At 50.4% G+C, this 16,887-nt stretch carries 15 protein-coding genes; 1 reads left to right on the top strand and 14 read right to left on the bottom strand.

The window, feature by feature from the left end:
• Nucleotides 1-11 precede the first annotated feature (11 nt).
• From ACXMYH_RS06705 to ACXMYH_RS06680, 6 genes are read right to left on the bottom strand one after another with little or no spacing between them, the layout of a single operon-like run.
• Entirely contained in the window at nucleotides 12-314 is a 303-nt protein-coding gene (locus ACXMYH_RS06705) for a DUF6637 family protein (protein WP_486555756.1), read from the bottom strand.
• 23 nt (nucleotides 315-337) lie between these two features.
• Nucleotides 338-1,483 carry a patatin-like phospholipase family protein gene (locus ACXMYH_RS06700; RefSeq protein ID WP_329752043.1) on the bottom strand — a complete coding sequence of 382 codons (1,146 nt, stop codon included), beginning with the start codon at nucleotides 1,481-1,483 and terminating at the stop codon, nucleotides 338-340.
• The gene (locus ACXMYH_RS06695; protein ID WP_118531826.1) at nucleotides 1,467-2,402 is read right to left on the bottom strand and encodes an SPFH domain-containing protein; all 936 of its coding nucleotides are present in this window, start codon (nucleotides 2,400-2,402) and stop codon (nucleotides 1,467-1,469) included. Before ACXMYH_RS06695 ends, ACXMYH_RS06700 begins: the two co-directional genes overlap by 17 nt.
• Before the next feature lie 35 nt (nucleotides 2,403-2,437).
• On the bottom strand, nucleotides 2,438-2,890 hold the full coding sequence (locus ACXMYH_RS06690; RefSeq protein ID WP_118531828.1) for an NfeD family protein: 453 nt from the start codon (nucleotides 2,888-2,890) through the stop codon (nucleotides 2,438-2,440).
• A gap of 12 nt (nucleotides 2,891-2,902) precedes the next feature.
• Nucleotides 2,903-3,685, bottom strand: coding sequence for a TrmH family RNA methyltransferase (locus ACXMYH_RS06685; protein WP_486555755.1), 783 nt, complete (start codon nucleotides 3,683-3,685; stop codon nucleotides 2,903-2,905).
• Complete coding sequence (locus ACXMYH_RS06680; protein WP_329752044.1) at nucleotides 3,682-5,613, bottom strand: NAD(+) synthase; 1,932 nt, start codon at nucleotides 5,611-5,613, stop codon at nucleotides 3,682-3,684. Before ACXMYH_RS06680 ends, ACXMYH_RS06685 begins: the two co-directional genes overlap by 4 nt.
• A gap of 797 nt (nucleotides 5,614-6,410) precedes the next feature.
• Between ACXMYH_RS06680 and ACXMYH_RS06675 the strand changes: the two genes are divergently transcribed.
• A complete protein-coding gene (locus ACXMYH_RS06675; RefSeq protein WP_486555754.1) occupies nucleotides 6,411-7,829 on the top strand; it encodes a spore germination protein in 1,419 nt (472 codons plus the stop codon).
• Between the two features lie 120 nt (nucleotides 7,830-7,949).
• Here the strand turns inward: ACXMYH_RS06675 and ACXMYH_RS06670 are convergent, their stop codons facing one another.
• The 8 genes from ACXMYH_RS06670 to ACXMYH_RS06635 all read right to left on the bottom strand — a co-directional run bounded on the left by ACXMYH_RS06670 (nucleotide 7,950) and on the right by ACXMYH_RS06635 (nucleotide 16,778).
• The gene (locus tag ACXMYH_RS06670) at nucleotides 7,950-9,503 is read right to left on the bottom strand and encodes an ABC-F family ATP-binding cassette domain-containing protein (RefSeq protein WP_486555753.1); all 1,554 of its coding nucleotides are present in this window, start codon (nucleotides 9,501-9,503) and stop codon (nucleotides 7,950-7,952) included.
• A gap of 124 nt (nucleotides 9,504-9,627) precedes the next feature.
• On the bottom strand, nucleotides 9,628-10,539 hold the full coding sequence (locus tag ACXMYH_RS06665; protein ID WP_117469873.1) for an AEC family transporter: 912 nt from the start codon (nucleotides 10,537-10,539) through the stop codon (nucleotides 9,628-9,630).
• Between the two features lie 102 nt (nucleotides 10,540-10,641).
• Nucleotides 10,642-12,096, bottom strand: a complete 1,455-nt coding sequence (guaB, locus tag ACXMYH_RS06660) for an IMP dehydrogenase (RefSeq protein ID WP_118531841.1) — start codon at nucleotides 12,094-12,096, stop codon at nucleotides 10,642-10,644.
• A gap of 217 nt (nucleotides 12,097-12,313) precedes the next feature.
• The gene (locus ACXMYH_RS06655; protein ID WP_118531843.1) at nucleotides 12,314-13,402 is read right to left on the bottom strand and encodes a pyridoxal phosphate-dependent aminotransferase; all 1,089 of its coding nucleotides are present in this window, start codon (nucleotides 13,400-13,402) and stop codon (nucleotides 12,314-12,316) included.
• Nucleotides 13,402-14,478: a bifunctional adenosylcobinamide kinase/adenosylcobinamide-phosphate guanylyltransferase gene (locus ACXMYH_RS06650; protein WP_486555752.1), complete on the bottom strand. Its 1,077-nt coding sequence runs from the start codon at nucleotides 14,476-14,478 to the stop codon at nucleotides 13,402-13,404. The genes ACXMYH_RS06655 and ACXMYH_RS06650 overlap by 1 nt, the downstream gene beginning before the upstream one ends.
• 56 nt (nucleotides 14,479-14,534) lie before the next feature.
• Nucleotides 14,535-15,629, bottom strand: a complete 1,095-nt coding sequence (locus tag ACXMYH_RS06645) for a cobalt-precorrin 5A hydrolase (RefSeq protein WP_486555751.1) — start codon at nucleotides 15,627-15,629, stop codon at nucleotides 14,535-14,537.
• A 152-nt stretch (nucleotides 15,630-15,781) separates the two neighbouring features.
• Nucleotides 15,782-15,988 (bottom strand): alpha/beta-type small acid-soluble spore protein, encoded by a 207-nt coding sequence (locus tag ACXMYH_RS06640; RefSeq protein ID WP_486555750.1) that lies wholly within the window; start codon nucleotides 15,986-15,988, stop codon nucleotides 15,782-15,784.
• A gap of 55 nt (nucleotides 15,989-16,043) precedes the next feature.
• Nucleotides 16,044-16,778 (bottom strand): hypothetical protein, encoded by a 735-nt coding sequence (locus ACXMYH_RS06635; protein ID WP_486555749.1) that lies wholly within the window; start codon nucleotides 16,776-16,778, stop codon nucleotides 16,044-16,046.
• Nucleotides 16,779-16,887: the final 109 nt, after the last annotated feature.

Genomic DNA, 16,887 nt, shown 5'->3' with positions numbered 1-16,887 from the left:
TCCAACAGTTCCTACCAAATGCTAACCGCGCTTAAGATCATGAAGATCAGCAGGACCGTTCCGAATCCCATCTGGAACACCGCCGCAGTTCTTCTCCGCCGCTCCCGCTTTGTCCGGGAGAGCCAGTATTTTCCTGTGGCGAGATTTAAAACCGCCGCCAGGAAAAAGATCACCGGAAAGAGGAACATGTACCTCTCCGTGTCAAGAAACGAAATGACGGACATGACCACCACGGCGATCCCGATGATGATATGCATGGCATCAAGCGCCATGGATTCGCTCCTGACCTTTCTTCTTTTATTGTTTTCCGCCATATTTCAGCGTTCTCCTCATATCTCTATCCTACCGTCAGCTTATCCGAAAGCAGTTCATGGATCTTCCCAACGATCTCATCCGGCGTGTATACACGGTAGACTTCCAACTGCATCTTTTTTGCAAACAGCTCAAGGACCGCACCGTAAAGATCCCTGTAGTCCCACTCGCTGCAAAGCCTCAGCTTCTTTGCGAGAAACGGAAAGATCTTTTCCGTGTAGACACGGTAACCCGTGAGCTTCGCGAATTCGTCCTCTTTCACATACGGTTTCAGCCAGATCTTAAAGAGGTCAAGCTCCGACATGATCCTGCCAAAATAATACGCCTCGGAATATGGCATGTCAAGATAATATTTCCGCCCACAGAGTCCGTAAAGAAATCTCAGCCCGTCGAAATAGCCGAGCTTCATGTTTTTCTTCGTCCTTGCGCTGTCAAACTCCAGGATCCCGCCAAGATTTCTCCCCGGTGCGATCTCATGGATCGTCACGTCCGCCGGAATCTCCATAAACTTTCTCCGGTCCACGCCGATCCCGTAAAGGCGGATCACGATGATATCTTTATATCCCCGGTCCGTCAGAAGATCGACCGGGACATTGTTGACGCTGCCGCCGTCCAGATACGTCTTTCCACCGATTTTTTCCTGCTTAAAGCCCGGAAAGTAAGCGCTGGCCATCATCATGTCCTTCATGGTTCCCGGCGGCGCTTCCTTCACATCAAAGTCCTCTTCCTTCCGGTCCGTGACTGAAAATGACGCGGCACAGAAATCACGTGGTGAGCGCCTGATCCGCTCCTCATCCACCGTCTCTTCCAGAAGTTTTTTGAGTGGGGCGATATCAAGCCCCCTGTCTGAAAACAGCCGTTTGAATTCTGCCGCCGCGTCGGTCATTTTCATGGATCGAACGCCGAATTTCTTTAGTTTTGCGATCATGGGATCATCCACCCGGAATACCGTGGAGTAGGTCATAGTCCCCCAGATCTCCTCCGCTTTTTCCAGGTCATCCATACAGATCAGTGCGCCGTTCAACGCCCCTACGGACGTTCCGGCAACTCCCCGGATCTTCACTCCGGCTTCCCGGAGTGCTTTCCAGACACCGATCTGATATGCACCCCGGGCTCCTCCACCCTCTAAAACGATCCCATATTCTTTTTCAAGATCAATTCTCAGTTTCACTCTTCTTTGCAATCTCCGTTACGCTTGTCACAAGACCTGCGAGAGACTGGATCTCAGACGGAATGATGATCTTTGTTGCCTTACCGTCTGCCGCCTTCGCGAATGCCTCAAGACTCTTTAACTGTAAAACTGCCTGATCAGCACCTGCCTCCTTGATCATCCGGATACCATCAGCATTTGCCTGCTGGATCTTTAAGATCGCTTCAGCCTGTCCTTCCGCCTCGCGGATCCGCTTCTCCTTCTCCGCCTCCGCGTGAAGGATCGCTGCCTGCTTATCCGCCTCCGCATCGAGGATCGCGGACTGTTTCTTACCTTCCGCAACGAGGATCGTGGACTTCTTCTCACCTTCCGCACGGAGGATCGCCTCACGGCGCTCACGCTCCGCCTTCATCTGTTTCTCCATCGCATCCTGGATCGCTGCCGGAGGGATAATGTTCTTTAACTCCACACGGTTGACCTTGATGCCCCACGGGTCCGTCGCAACGTCCAGTGCCGAACGCATCTTTGTGTTGATCGTCTCACGGGAAGTCAGGGTCTGATCGAGTTCCAGGTCACCGATGATGTTCCGGAGTGTGGTTGCTGTCAGGTTCTCGATCGCCATAATCGGATTCTCAACGCCGTATGCGTAGAGCTTCGGGTCCGTGATCTGGAAGAACACGACCGTATCGATCTTCATGGTTACGTTATCCTTTGTGATCACCGGCTGCGGGGCGAAGTCAACGACCTGTTCTTTTAAGAGAACGCGCTTTGCAACACGGTCGATAAACGGAACCTTAAAGTGGATTCCCACGTTCCAGGTTTCCAGGTATGCGCCAAGCCTCTCCACGACCATCGCCTGTGCCTGAGGCACGATACGGATGCAGGAAACAAGGATCAGCAGAATGATAAAGATCAGTACTAATACTAAAATTGCTGGCATATTTAAATCCTCCTTTATGAGTTTTGGGAAAAATTTTATTTCTGGCTTTCAGAGGTTTCGGAAACCGGTTCCACAATAAGCTTCACGCCCCGGACTTCCTTTATGAGCACATGGGTCCCCACAGGGATCGTCACTGCGTCATCCGCAGATCTCGCCGTCCACTCCTGCCCATTGACGACTGCAACTCCGGACGGCTCATTGTTGTCGATCTTTGTGATCACTTTCGCCTTTCTTCCGATCAGTCCGTCCACATTCGTCTTCACGGTTTCCCGGTTGATGAACCGTGCTGCGAGCGGTCTCGTAAAGAGCAGCATGAGAAACGATACGACCAGAAATACTACAAGCTGCATTTTGACAGAAAAGCCAAAGATTGCAACGAAAAACGCAAACAACGCGCCGCCTGCAAACCAGATCGTCGTGAGCGCCATAGTCGCCGCCTCGATTCCGATCAGAATTACAAAGGCTACCAGCCATCCGATCATATCCATAAAATCACTCCTTTACGCGCGCCGCTGTCTCGCCGTCTCGAACATCAGGATCGATGCAGCGATGGCGGCATTTAAGGACTCCACCTTTCCCGCCATGGGGATCTTCACCCAGGTATCTGCCAGGTTGGAAAGCTTTTCTGTCAGCCCGTTTCCCTCATTTCCGATCAGGAATGCTGTATTACCAGTATAATCTTCCTGTTCGTAATTATTCTTTCCTGCAAGATGGGCCGCAAAAACACGGATTCCCCGCGCCTTCAGATCCAGAACGGTCTGCTCCAGATCGTCCGTGTAGAAGAACGGGACACGGAATACGGATCCCATGGTGGAACGGATCACCTTCGGGTTGTAGATATCCACAGTATCACGGCTCATAATGAGTCCCGTGATCCCCGCGCCCTCTCCGGCCCTCAGGATCGTTCCCAGGTTTCCTGGATCCTGAAGATTTTCCAGCACCATCAGATGAGCTGGACGGTCACTCTTTAAGAGCTCGTCCATTCCGTAGGAAAACTGTCTGACAAGTGCCAGCACACCCTGGGGCGTCTGCGTGTCGGACATCACCGCAAACACAGAGTCGCTGACAAGTTCGTATCCCGGGTACTCCGCAAGAATTGCGGCATTCTCCGGATTTTTCGCGAAGGTTTCAGAAACATAGATACTTTTAACCTGATCCTTCGGGAGCTCAGCGGCCATCCGCACTCCCTCGACAACGAAAAGTCCCTGTTCGTTTCTCGCTCTCGCTTTCTTCTTTAACTCGATGACCGCTTTTACCTGATCATTTTTTGTACTCGTGATCATCGATCTGCCTCCGGGTCAAGTTTCTCCACTTCATCCATCCAGATCCGTCTCGCCGCGTCACTCGGCATTCTCAAATCTCCTCTCGGAGAAACCGCAACAGATCCGACCTTCGGGCCGTCCGGCAGGCAGGAACGCTTGAATTGCTGTGCGAAGAACCGGCGGTAGAAGGTATTTAACCACTTGTAGATCACCTTGTCCTCGTAAACTCCCGCGAAAGCGATCTTCGCCAGGCGGTAGATCTTCGCCGGATGATAACCGTAACGGAGAATATAATAGAGGAAGAAATCGTGAAGCTCGTAAGGTCCGACCAGGTCCTCCGTCTTCTGGGAAATCTTTCCGTCCTCCGGCGGCAGAAGCTCCGGGCTCACCGGGGTATCGAGAACATCGTAAAGAACATCCGCAAGGGCCTTGTCACCGCAGGTATCCGCGTAGTAACGGACAAGATGGCGGACCAGTGTCTTCGGAACAGAAGCGTTCACGCCATACATGGACATGTGGTCACCGTTGTAAGTAGCCCAGCCGAGAGCCAGCTCGGACATATCTCCGGTTCCGATGACCATACCGTTTGTCTTGTTCGCAAGATCCATAAGGATCAATGTGCGGTATCTCGCCTGAGAGTTCTCGTAAGTCACATCATGGATCGCCGGATCATGTCCGATATCCTCGAAGTGGGTGGAAACTGCTTTTCTGATATTTACCTCTCTTAATGTCGCACCCAGCTTCTTTGTGAGCGTGACTGCGTTGTTGTAGGTTCTGTCCGTAGTTCCGAAGCACGGCATCGTGACGGAGAGGATATTTTCTCTCGAAATGCCCAGCATATCGAAGGCTCTCGCTGTGATGAGAAGTGCCAGGGTGGAGTCGAGTCCGCCGGAGATTCCTACAACCGCGCTCTTGGCACCGGTGTGGGCGAGACGTTTCTTTAAGCCCATCGCCTGGATCGTTAAGATCTCCTCACAGCGTGCGGTTCTCTCTTTCTCGTTTGACGGAACGAAAGGTGCCGGATCGACATAGCGTTTTAATGTGAGCTCCGTTTTATTTAAGGTGAAGTCCATGTAATCATAGTCCTCAGTCTCCGCACCCGGCTGACATGTGGTCATTCTTCTTCTCTCGTTTTTAAGTCTGTAAAGATCGATGTCCGCCGTGATCATGCCGTTTTTGAAACGCTCGGATTCCGCAAGGATATTTCCGTTCTCGGCAATGATATCATGTCCGCCGAAGACGAGGTCCTGGGTGGACTCGCCCTCTCCGGCATTGGCATAGATGTACGCACATACGAGGCGGGCAGACTGTCCGGCGATCAGTGTCTCACGGTATCCCGCTTTTCCTGTGGTCTCATCGCTGGCGGAGCAGTTTGCGATCACGGTAGCTCCGGCCTTCGCGTGGGATACACTGGGCGGATCCATCGTCCAGACATCCTCACAGAGCTCCGCGGCAACTACAAGTTCCGGGATATTTGTACAGCGGAATAAAACCTTGCTTCCAAACGGGACCAGGCGTTCTCCCCACTCTACCACATCAGGCTTTACCGGACCCGGATTGAAGTGGCGGAGCTCGTAGAACTCAGAATAGTTCGGGAGATGTCTCTTCGGAACGAGTCCCAATAATTCTCCGCTCTTGATAACAGCCGCCACGTTATAAAGTTTTCCGTCCTTCATCCACGGGAGTCCGATGAAGGTCAGCATATCCATCGCTTTTGATGCATTTAAGAGCCATAAGAGTTCTTCCTTTGCCTGATCGACCAGCGTATCCTGTAAAAACAGATCACCGCAGGTATATCCGGTAAGCCCCAGTTCCGGGAACACCAGAATCTTTACGTCCTGATCCGCCGCCTCCTGCATCATCTTCCAGGTCTGCTCCCGGTTAAACACCGGATCCGCAACCTTTAAATCTGGGGTGGCTGCCGCCACCCGGATAAATCCATCTTTCATGTCTATTCTCCTTAATCTATTCTGACTTTGATGGCCGCGCTGCGCGCAGATGTTCAGTCAATCCTGGAGTGTATTCCGTTACAGCAACTGTTCCGTATCTTCGCAGCTACCCGTTATACAACAATTCAGTCATAAACGGTGCTTTCTATTGTTTTGAAAATTTCCGCATGGCTGAATGATTACTTTTATTATACACTTTTTTTCTGAAAAGAGCTATGGCTTTTCGATTGTTTTATATATATTTCATGAATCGTTCGACCATGTGTCAGTTCAGCAAGTACGTGTGCGCTGCAAGCCTGCCTGCACAGACACTCGCATTCGCTGAACTGCATATGGGCAACGCTGGAATGGCGAAAGGCTGTGCTCCCCCACTGAGCACAGCCTTTCATTCACGTACAATTTCCTTGCATTATACAGTTCCTCGAAATTGATACCCCTTCAATTTCAATGCTTATGCAGTATAACAAAATATTACCGGAAATGCTATGGTAAATATAGTTAAATTTGCACAATTTTATTGTATATATTTACTATCTTCCGCACAAATGTCCGCTGAGGAAAAGCAGATTCGTTGTTTTTACAAAAAAACAATCTATTCTATGGCCGTCCTGTCCGATATGGTCAGAATTTTGTATACTGCACACATTTGCTGGTGGCATACAGATGCCATGTATCCCCCGCATAATTTCATAGTTTTTAAGAAATCCTATACTGTACTGCAGCCATCACAGTAAATCCGCAGCTTTGCTGAAGCGTTGCCTTTACACTGTAATTATCCTCGAAAGGACCAATGAGCCATGAATATTTCAACCAACTTCGACCAGAACATCTCACACTTTCACGAAATTCTGGACATTTCAAAGAACTTTGACATTGTCTACCGCACGCTGACCATCGCCGGCAAAAATGCCTGCCTGTACTTTGTGGACGGCTTCACAAAGGATGAGATCCTTTTGCGGCTGATGCAGGACTTCGCCTCCATAAAGCCGGATGCTTTCCCGGCATCCGCCCATGACTTTGCAAAGCAGCATGTCCACTACGGCGAAACCACCATCGAGACCGATGATACCATCATCTTCACTCAGCTTCTCTCCGGCCTCTCCTGTCTTTTAATCGACGGGTATGACCGGGCAATCCTTATCGACTGCCGTACTTACCCAGCCCGCGGGGTCTCGGAGCCGGAGAAGGACAAGGTCCTCCGTGGATCCCGGGATGGCTTCGTGGAGACCATGATCTTCAATACCGCCCTGATCCGCCGCCGGATCCGGGACGTGAATCTCACGGTGGAGATCATGCAGACCGGAGAAAGCTCCCACACAGACATCGCGATCTGCTACATGAAACGTCGTGTGGACGAGGACCTGCTAAATAAGATCAAGGACCGCATCGAAAATCTGCATGTAGATGCTCTGACTATGAATCAGGAAAGTCTGGCAGAATGTATCTTTCCCCACAAATGGTTCAACCCGTTCCCAAAATTTCGTTTTTCTGAACGTCCGGACACGGCTGCAGCGTCTATTCTGGAGGGAAACATCGTCATCCTTGTTGACAATTCCCCCGCCTGCATGATCCTGCCATCCTCAGTCTTTGACATTATCGAGGAGGCGGATGACTACTATTTCCCGCCGGTGACCGGGACCTACCTGCGGCTCTCCAGAATGACCGTCTCCTTCCTCACCCTGTTTCTCACCCCGGTATGGCTCCTCTTTATGCAGAATCAGGAGTGGATCCCGGGCTGGCTGGAGTTTATCAAACTTGCGGACGATATGTATGTGCCGCTGATCTTCCAGCTCCTGATCCTGGAATTTGCCATTGACGGCCTGCGTCTCGCCGCAGTCAATACGCCGAGCATGCTGACCACACCGTTAAGTGTTATCGCCGGTATTGTTCTCGGCGAATATTCTGTAAAATCCGGCTGGTTCAATTCCGAAACCATGCTCTACATGGCGTTTGTCACCATAGCCAATTACTCTCAGGCAAGCTTCGAGATGGGTTACGCGCTAAAATTCATGCGTGTGATCCTGCTGATCCTGACCTCCCTCTTAAACGTCTGGGGATTCATCCTCGGCACCGCCATCGCCGTCTGCTCCATCGTATTCAACCGCACCATCGCCGGAAAGAGCTATATCTATCCACTGATCCCGTTTTCGTGGCCGGAGATCAAAAAGAGATTCCTCCGAGGACGGCTGCCGCATACAGAGAAAAATAAACGCTGACCATTTTCCGGTAAATTCCGTATTGATGCATTTCATTTACCGGAATTTCCCATTGCACAAAAAATCCGTGTCCTGCAGATTTCGTTGTGCAGGACACGGATTTCTTCAATTGTAAATATATCAAATCTTCAACGACCACTTACTGAGATCCCAAACCTTCGACACCAGTCCGTCATAGAACTCCGGTTCATGGCAGATGAGGAGAACTGCTCCTTTGTACTCCTGAAGTGCTCTCTTAAGCTCATCCTTCGCATCCACATCCAGATGGTTCGTCGGCTCGTCGAGAAGAAGAACATTCGTCTCACGGTTCATAAGCTTACAGAGGCGGACCTTCGCCTGCTCACCACCGGAGAGAACACGAACCTGACTCTCGATATTCTTTGTAGTCAGGCCGCACTTTGCAAGGGCAGAGCGGACTTCGTACTGGGTGTAGGACGGAAATTCCTTCCAGATCTCCTCGATACAGGTTGTGGTATTTCCCGGTGCCATCTCCTGCTCAAAGTAGCCAGGAAACTGGTAATCACCGACCTCAACACTTCCGGAGATTGCCGGGATCAGGCCCTGAATGCTCTTTAAGAAGGTGGTCTTTCCGATACCGTTGGCGCCAATGACCGCGATCTTCTCGCCGCGCTCCATGAGGAAATTAAGCGGTTTTGAAAGTGGTTCATCATAACCGATCACAAGATCCTTCGTCTCAAAGATCAGTTTTCCGGTTGCCCTTGCATTCAGGAAATGGAACTCCGGCTTCGGTTTTTCCTTCGCAAGCTCGATGACTTCCATCTTATCAAGTTTCTTCTGTCTCGACATTGCCATGTTTCTCGTCGCCACGCGGGCCTTATTTCTCGCAACAAAGTCCTGGAGCTTTGCGATCTCCGCCTGCTGCCGGTTGTAAGCCGCCTCTAACTGGCTCTTTTTCATCTCGTAGACTTCCATGAACCGGTCATAGTCACCCACATAACGGTCAAGTTTCTGGTTCTCCATATGATAGATCAGGTTTACCACGCTGTTTAAGAACGGGATATCATGGGAGATCAGGATAAAGGCATTTTCATAGTCCTGGAGATACCGTTTCAGCCACTCGATATGCTGCACATCCAGATAGTTTGTCGGCTCGTCGAGGAGCAGGATATCCGGCTTTTCAAGAAGAAGTTTTCCGAGGAGGACCTTTGTTCTCTGTCCTCCGGAGAGCTCGTCGACATCCTTGTCAAGTCCGATCTCGTCGAGACCGAAGGCGCGTCCGATCTCCTCCACTTTGGAGTCGATAATATAGAAATCATGCGCCATCAGAAGGTCCTGGATCGTTCCGAGTTCCTCCATCATGGCGTTCATCTCGTCCTCAGAAGCATCCCCCATCTTCGCACAGATGTCATTCATCTTCTCTTCCATCTCAAAAAGGAAGGAGAATGCGCTCTTTAATACGTCGCGGATCGTCATCCCCTTTTCCAGCACCGTGTGCTGGTCCAGATAACCGACGCGGACGTTCTTTGACCACTCGACCTTTCCTTCATCCGGCATCATCTTCCCGGTGATGATATTCATAAATGTGGATTTTCCCTCACCGTTTGCTCCGATGAGACCGATATGTTCCCCCTTTAACAGGCGGAAAGAAACGTCCGTAAAGATAGCCCGGTCTCCGAAACCATGGCTTAAGTGTTCTACATTTAAAATACTCATAAAACTTCTTTTATTCCGGCTTTTCCTTAAAATTCAGCCGTTTTCCCTTTCTCCTGGGATCCCAGGTAAACCTATATAACTGCAAGCAGGCTTGCGTCGAACTTCAGACCTTTTGAACCTGATATCATATAAATAATGTCATGATCGGAATTGTGATCAGAGAGAACAGTGTATTGGTAAGCAGACATTTCGACGCATACACCGGATCCGATCCATATTTCTCCGCCAAAAGCGCCGTCGTGCTTCCCGCAGGCATCGCTGTAAGAATCACCGCGCATCCTGTCATGATCGGATCTGCATTTAACAGGCGCATGATAAAGAGCGCCAGAAATGGCAGTGCCACAAGGCGCATAAACGCCAGGTACACAGTACTCCAGTCCTTAAAGGACGCCAGTGTCAGTTCCGTCATCATCGTCCCGATCAGGACCATGGAGAGCGGAGTTGTACAGTTTCCAAGTCCCGTGATAGACTTTGCCAGAAATTCCGGCAGAGTAAAATCTGTGAAGCTTCTGAAAAGTCCGATAAAGATCACGATCACGCACGGATTCAGCATGACCTTCTTAAACGCAGCCTTTTTATCCGCCTCCGCCGTGAAAATCGATACTCCCGCCGTCCACATAAAGATACGGTTTGGGATAATAAAGATCGACGCCAAGAACATTCCCGCCTCGCCGAGCACCGCCTTCACGATCGGCAGCCCCAAAAACGCCGCGTTATTGACGAGTGTGGCATACTGTAAGACGGATTTTTTCTCCTTCGGATACATGTTGTAGACAACTTTTCCACCGAGCCATGCCGCGAAGCAGATAAAAAACGCCACTCCGAGACACAGGGCCGCCTGTTTTAACATGTCCAATGTGATATGCATGCTGAAGGAGTTAAAGATCATACAGGGCAGCGTGATCCTGAGAACAAAATCCGTGAGCTTTCCCTGCATCTTTTTTTCAATAATTCCACGCTTTCTGCAGTAAAATCCCACCGCCATGTACACGAGCAGGATCGCCTGGGTCGAAAGCATCTTCATAAAATTTTCCATCTGGTCCCTTTTTTCTTAATACACACAGTCCGAAAAAAGGCTGTGCAGGGAACAGCGTTTCCGCCGCCTGCACAGCCTTTTGCTGCCCTCTCGGGATTAAAATTATTCGTCTACGCTGTAGTTCGGAGCCTCTTTTGTGATGTGGATATCATGCGGATGGCTCTCGCGGAGTGCGGCTGCGGAGATCTTAACAAAACGACTGTTCTCCTGAAGCTCTTTGATATCATGAGCACCACAATATCCCATACCGGCACGAAGACCGCCCAGCATCTGGAATACGGTATCCTCAACGAATCCCTTGTAAGCAACACGTCCTTCAACGCCTTCCGGAACAAGCTTCTTCGCGTTCGACTGGAAGTAACGGTCCTTACTGCCGTTCTCCATAGCAGAAATAGATCCCATTCCACGGTAAACTTTATATTTTCTTCCCTGATAAAGTTCGAAGTCTCCCGGGCTCTCATCGCAGCCCGCGAACATGGATCCCATCATGCAGACATTACCGCCGGCTGCGAGAGCCTTTGTAACATCTCCGGAATACTTGATACCGCCGTCGGCGATGATCGGAATACCGTACTCCTTCGCAACTGCATAGCAGTCCATAACAGCAGTGATCTGCGGAACACCGATACCTGCAACGACACGTGTCGTACAGATCGATCCCGGTCCGATACCAACCTTGACAGCGTCAACGCCGGCCTCGATCAGGGCTCTTGTAGCCTCACCCGTTGCAACGTTACCGGCGATTACCTGAAGATCCGGATATTTCTCCTTGATCATCTTTACGCAGTTGATAACGTTCGCAGAGTGTCCGTGCGCAGAGTCGAGAACAACAACATCGACCTTTGCATTTACAAGGGCTTCCGTTCTCTCAAGAACATTTGCTGTGATTCCGATTGCAGCACCGCAGAGAAGTCTTCCGTGGTCATCCTTTGCGGAGTTCGGATACTTGATCTGTTTCTCGATATCTTTGATCGTAATGAGTCCTTTTAAGTTAAAGTTTTCATCGACGATCGGAAGCTTCTCGACTCTTGCCTTTGCAAGAATGCGCTTTGCTTCTTCCATAGTTACGCCTTCTTTAGCTGTAACCAGATGCTCGGAAGTCATGCACTCTTTGATCTTCTTGGAATAATCTTCCTCAAATTTCAGATCACGGTTTGTGATGATTCCGACAAGCTTTTTACCCTCAGTGATCGGAACACCGGAAATGCGGAATTTTGCCATCAGCTCATCTGCATCTTTTAATGTATGTTCCGGGGACAAATAAAATGGGTCTGTGATTACTCCGTTTTCAGAACGTTTTACCTTATCTACCTCTTCAGCCTGCGCCTCGATCGACATGTTTTTGTGAATGATACCGATTCCGCCCTGTCGCGCCATAGCGATCGCCATGCGGTGCTCAGTAACGGTATCCATGCCGGCACTCATAAATGGAATATTGAGTTTGACTTTCTTTGTCAGGTGTGTTGAAACATTAACCTGATTTGGGATTACTTCAGAATATGCAGGTACGAGGAGCACATCATCAAATGTAATACCTTCACCAATGATCTTACCCATTTTATGGTTCCCTCTCTTTCTTCTGTTTTATTATTTTTAAAAAAAATATAACTAAAAACTGTCGTTGCGTCAGTTCCAGTTATTATCCTAGAGTATAACAGCTTTGTCGAATTTTAGCAACCGTCAATTCATATAATTTTTTTCACTTTTTTATTATTTTTGCTTATAAATTTCCGAAAATTTTTCAGCCCGGCAGTTCCAGCCTCGCCATACGGAATTACCGGTACTCTTTCAGGATCTCCAGAAACTCAAGATTTTCCTCGTGCGTCCGGACGCAGATCCTGTAAAATCTCGAATCGAGTTCCCTGTAGTTTTTGCAGGACCGGATCAGGATCCCGTGTTCCAGAAAAAACTCGTACAGCCACGATTCCTGCTCCGTCTTAAAATCCTTAAACAGAAGGAAATTCGCCTCCGAATGGAACACTGTAAATCCCGCCTTTGTGAGTCCGTCCGAGAGAACCTTTCTCTCCTTTTCCACCAGCTCCCGCATTTTTTTCAGGAACGGGATCCGCTCATCCGAAAGAGCCGCCAGCCCAGCTTCCTGGGCCGGGATCGATACGCTCCACGGCTGCCAGTTTTCTTCCATCCGCTCGATAAGTCCCGGATCCGTGCAGAATCCATAGCCGATCCGCAGTCCCGCCATCGCGTATGTCTTCGTAAATGCCCTGAGGAGAAATAACGTTCCCCCATTTTCCGGCATTCCTTCCTTCCACGCCAGAAATTCCCGGATACAGCCATCCGCCTTTTCTTCATTTAAGAATTCGATAAAGCATTCATCGATCACGGCAACGATCCCCGCTCTTTTGCAGTAGTCGAGGATCTTTAAGAGATCCGCTTTTCTCATCATCGCACCGGTCGGATTTGCCGGTGTACACAAAAAGATCATATCGGGGCGTTCTTTTTTCAGAAATTCCAGATATTCGGAAATGTTTAGAAAAAAGGATTCCGATTCTTTTAAGTAAAAAAAGGAAACTTCCGTCCCACATGCTTTCAGTGCGGTCTCATATTCCATAAAAGACGGGGCGGGGATCGCGGCTTTCTTCGGGCATAACGTCTGCACCAGCCGGAAGATCAGCTCCGCAGCGCCGTTCCCGAAGATCATCATCTCCCCCGGGATCCCGGTAAGTTCCGACATTCTCGCGCGGAGTGCTCCGCAGGTACTGTCCGGGTATCTGGTGCTGAGTGCGATGCTCTTCATCGCCGCCTCCCACACAAAATTCGGCATCCCCAGTGGATTTACATTGATCGAAAAGTCAAGCTCCACGTTCCGGTTCCGGTAAACATCACCGCCGTGTCCGTATTCCATCACTGCTCACCGCCTTTTAACAGCACCGGGATCCCGCAGACAACGCGAAAGACCGTTCCCGCGCGTGCTGCCAGATACTGGCACGCGTCCCCGGTCATCTCACGCCAGAGGCGGTCATCCGCGTCCACCGGGACGATCCCGCAGCCGATCTCATCACAGGTGATGACTGCTGCCGGATTTTTTTCCAGAATTTCATCCAGAAAGCGGTACATGCACGCTTCCGCCCTGTCCCCGCAATTTTCCTCATTTCCAGCCGGATATTCCGTCCGCAGTCCCGACTCGTCCGGATCCTTGATCATTCTTCTTATATATATATGAAGATTTAAGATCACCTCCGCGTTGAACGCATCGGCAAATCGCGTTTTTTCTCCGTCCGCCGCACAGATAAAGCGGTCTTCTCTGTTCTCCACCGCCCTTTTCATGGCAAATTCCGCTTTCCCCTGATGCGCTCCCCCTGTGATCAGCGTGATCCCGTCTGTCATATGCTCCATTTTCTCCTTGTCCTCTCTCTGAGCCGTGTTCTTCTCCGCAGTTTTTATCTTTACCGGAATTCCGCAGAGGACCTCATACACTTCATCGGCCTCCCCGGCCAGCGCAATATTGATCTCTCCCAGAAGGTTCCGGTACTCTTCCGTCTCCTCCGAGTATGCCCCCTGATCTCCGGAGACATCATTTGTCACGATCACGAAAAAGCCGGACTTCCTCCTGACCTTTTCGATTCCGGCAAGGATCCTCTCTTTTGCATGTTCCTCCGGATTCTTCATATCTCCCCGGTACATCTCATTCGCCGCAAGGTTTGAAACGCATTCCAGAAGACAGCGGCTCCCAGCCGGGATCTCCGCCGTTTCAAGATCCACCGGACATTCGATCGTCCTGAAATTCTTCTCCGCCCGTATATTCCGGTGTTTCCGGATCCGCTCCCTGCACTCCTCATCCCAGGCGATCATCGTCGCCAGATACCAGGATGGGCAGGTCTTATTTTCTTCCGCCCGTTCTCTTTTATCCTGTTCAAGGATCAGCGATTCCGCAAATGCCGATTTTCCGCTCGAACTGCCTCCGTTTACAAGAATCATCATAGTCTCTTCTCTCCTATTATCCGTGTACATCACAAGCGCTGCCGCATAGCATCTTTTTACAGCCTGGGATCATACGCCGCCGCCACCGTCACGCCATCTCCCGCTTCCTTTTTAAATAAGATCCGGCAGTCTCTGACTCCCATCCGGCAGGCTGCCACCGCAGATCTCTCGCAGACATTTCCGGTTCCCGTCGTCTTTTTGACAAATTCCGACTCTGTAAACGTTCCCGGCTGGCTGTTCAGCTCCTCACTGGAAAAGGTGAGAAACGGGACCTGCAGCGTATTTGCAAAATCGATGATCCCCTGTTCCTGCTTTTTGATATCGATACTCGCGACCGCAAAGACACTTCTGAGGTCGATCCCGTTCCGCCTCATAGCATCCTCCACCGTCTCTCGGATCTTCTCCGCCGGAGTTCCCCGTTTACATCCGATCCCCAGTGCCACACACCTCGGTACGAGGCGCAGGACACGGTCTGACGGGATCCCGTCCTTCTCCCGGTCCGACACCGTGATCCGGATATTCCGTTTACAGAGCCGGTCGCGAAACAGTCCTTCCGGTATTTTTTTCCATCCTGAAAAGCCGAAATCTGAGAACACGCCAACCGGTTCCTCCGCAAGAATATCCGCCGAGATCCTTTTTGCAAGTACCCGGTCTGTGATCACAAGCCCGTGATCCTTTGCAAAGACATCCACTGCGAATTTCCGTTCCACATCCGTCGCCGTCGTGACGACAGGGACCGCCCCGATCCCACCGGCCACAAACTCCGCCAGGCGGTTTGCTCCTCCGACATGACCGGAAAGGAGCGGGATCACGAACGTTCCCGCCTCATCCACGCAGAGAACAGCCGGATCATGGAATTTATCCTGCACGAACGGGGCGATGGCGCGGACAGTGATCCCGCAGGCGCCGACAAAAATAAGCGCATCCGAGCGCTGAAACTCCGCCCCAGTCCACGCGGAAAGTCCGCCCTCCACGATCGCCTGATAAGGAAGACCGGCATCTTCCCTGGCAAGCCGGAGCGCGTAACGCCCTGCGACCCACAGCGACGTGTCCCATTTTTCCTCATTTCCGCCGGCACTCCCCGTCCCGGCGATCTTTTTCATCGTTTCAAATCCCATTCTCGTAAAGCAGACGAGCGATACCTTCATCATCTTCCATCCTCTCCGGATCAAGTCTCACTTGCATTCAGCCAAACTCTTTCTTCCTCATTATAAAAGAAAACTGCCGGTTGTTCAACGGCAGTTTTCCTGTTACTTTTTGCGGGTAGGAATTTTCGGTCCGAAAATTTTCCTTTTTCTCCTTATCAGATGCGTTCTTCCCCCGCAGACAGCTCTCTTTTCTTTTTTGTCATAAGACCGCCGATCCGTCCGCTCTCCTTTGCAGTGAGTGACCTCCACCCGCCGGCTACAACCTTGTCGGCAAGTCCCAGTTCCTTCGCGATCTCAAATTTCATCCGATCCTCCGGCTTTATATGCTCCGGATCGATCGGTTCCCTTTTCTTTTTAGACAATGGTCCACACTCCTTCCGTAAAGGAAGTATGCCCGGATCCTGTCTTTTTATTCCCTTAGTTTCCGTTCTGGAAGATCACGATCTTCTCTGTCTTTGCGGCATCATCTGCAGATGTCCAGACGAGGATATCGGTTCCCTCTGTGAGATCTTCCTCGGAAACGATATTTTTAGTCAGATACGGAAGAAGTCTTGTCTCAGCCGTGATCGTGTATTCGCTGCCATCCACGGTTGTTAAAACGAACTCTCCGTCTGCACTTCCCTGATCAAGGCTCTCTACCTGGGTATATTTCGGGAACGCCGCGTCCTCCGGAACATCCGTGATGATCATGATCCCGTTCGCGATCGGCGGCAGACTCATTGTCATCGCCGGTCCCACATAAACGTTCACTGCTTTTCCTTCCGTCAGAGTATCTGCTTCAACCGGGTAACCGTTGACGCCGTCGAGGATCTTTGTATCATCAGAGATCGTGATGATCACTTCCTCGGTAGAATCCCCGACCTGGCGGTTCATCGTAAGCTCACCGTTTTCCATGGAAACAACGGTGCCGACAAACGGAGCGTATTCACTCTCTGCCTCCGCTCCTGTGCCCTCCGGGGTTTCGCCGCCTGGAAGCATTGTCGCCTCATTTTCTGTCGTTGCGGAAGTTTCCGTTCCTGCCGGAGTCTCAACGACAACAGCTTTTGTCTCTTCCTTTGTCTGTCCGTCCGCCTTTGCACATCCGGTAATTCCCATAGATGCCATCATCATCGCTGCACATGCCAGCGCAGTCATTTTTTTCATATTCTTCATAATATCAGTTCCTCCTCAAATTTTCCAGATTTCAAAAAAGTTGTCGCAGCTGTTTTCTTTTTTGTAGGCATATCTTAGCATATAATTCTTGAAAATACACTAGGATTTC

The sequence above is a fragment of the Pilosibacter sp. NGB245 genome, from assembly GCF_057397225.1.
This window is presented reverse-complemented; position numbering and strand designations above follow the sequence as displayed.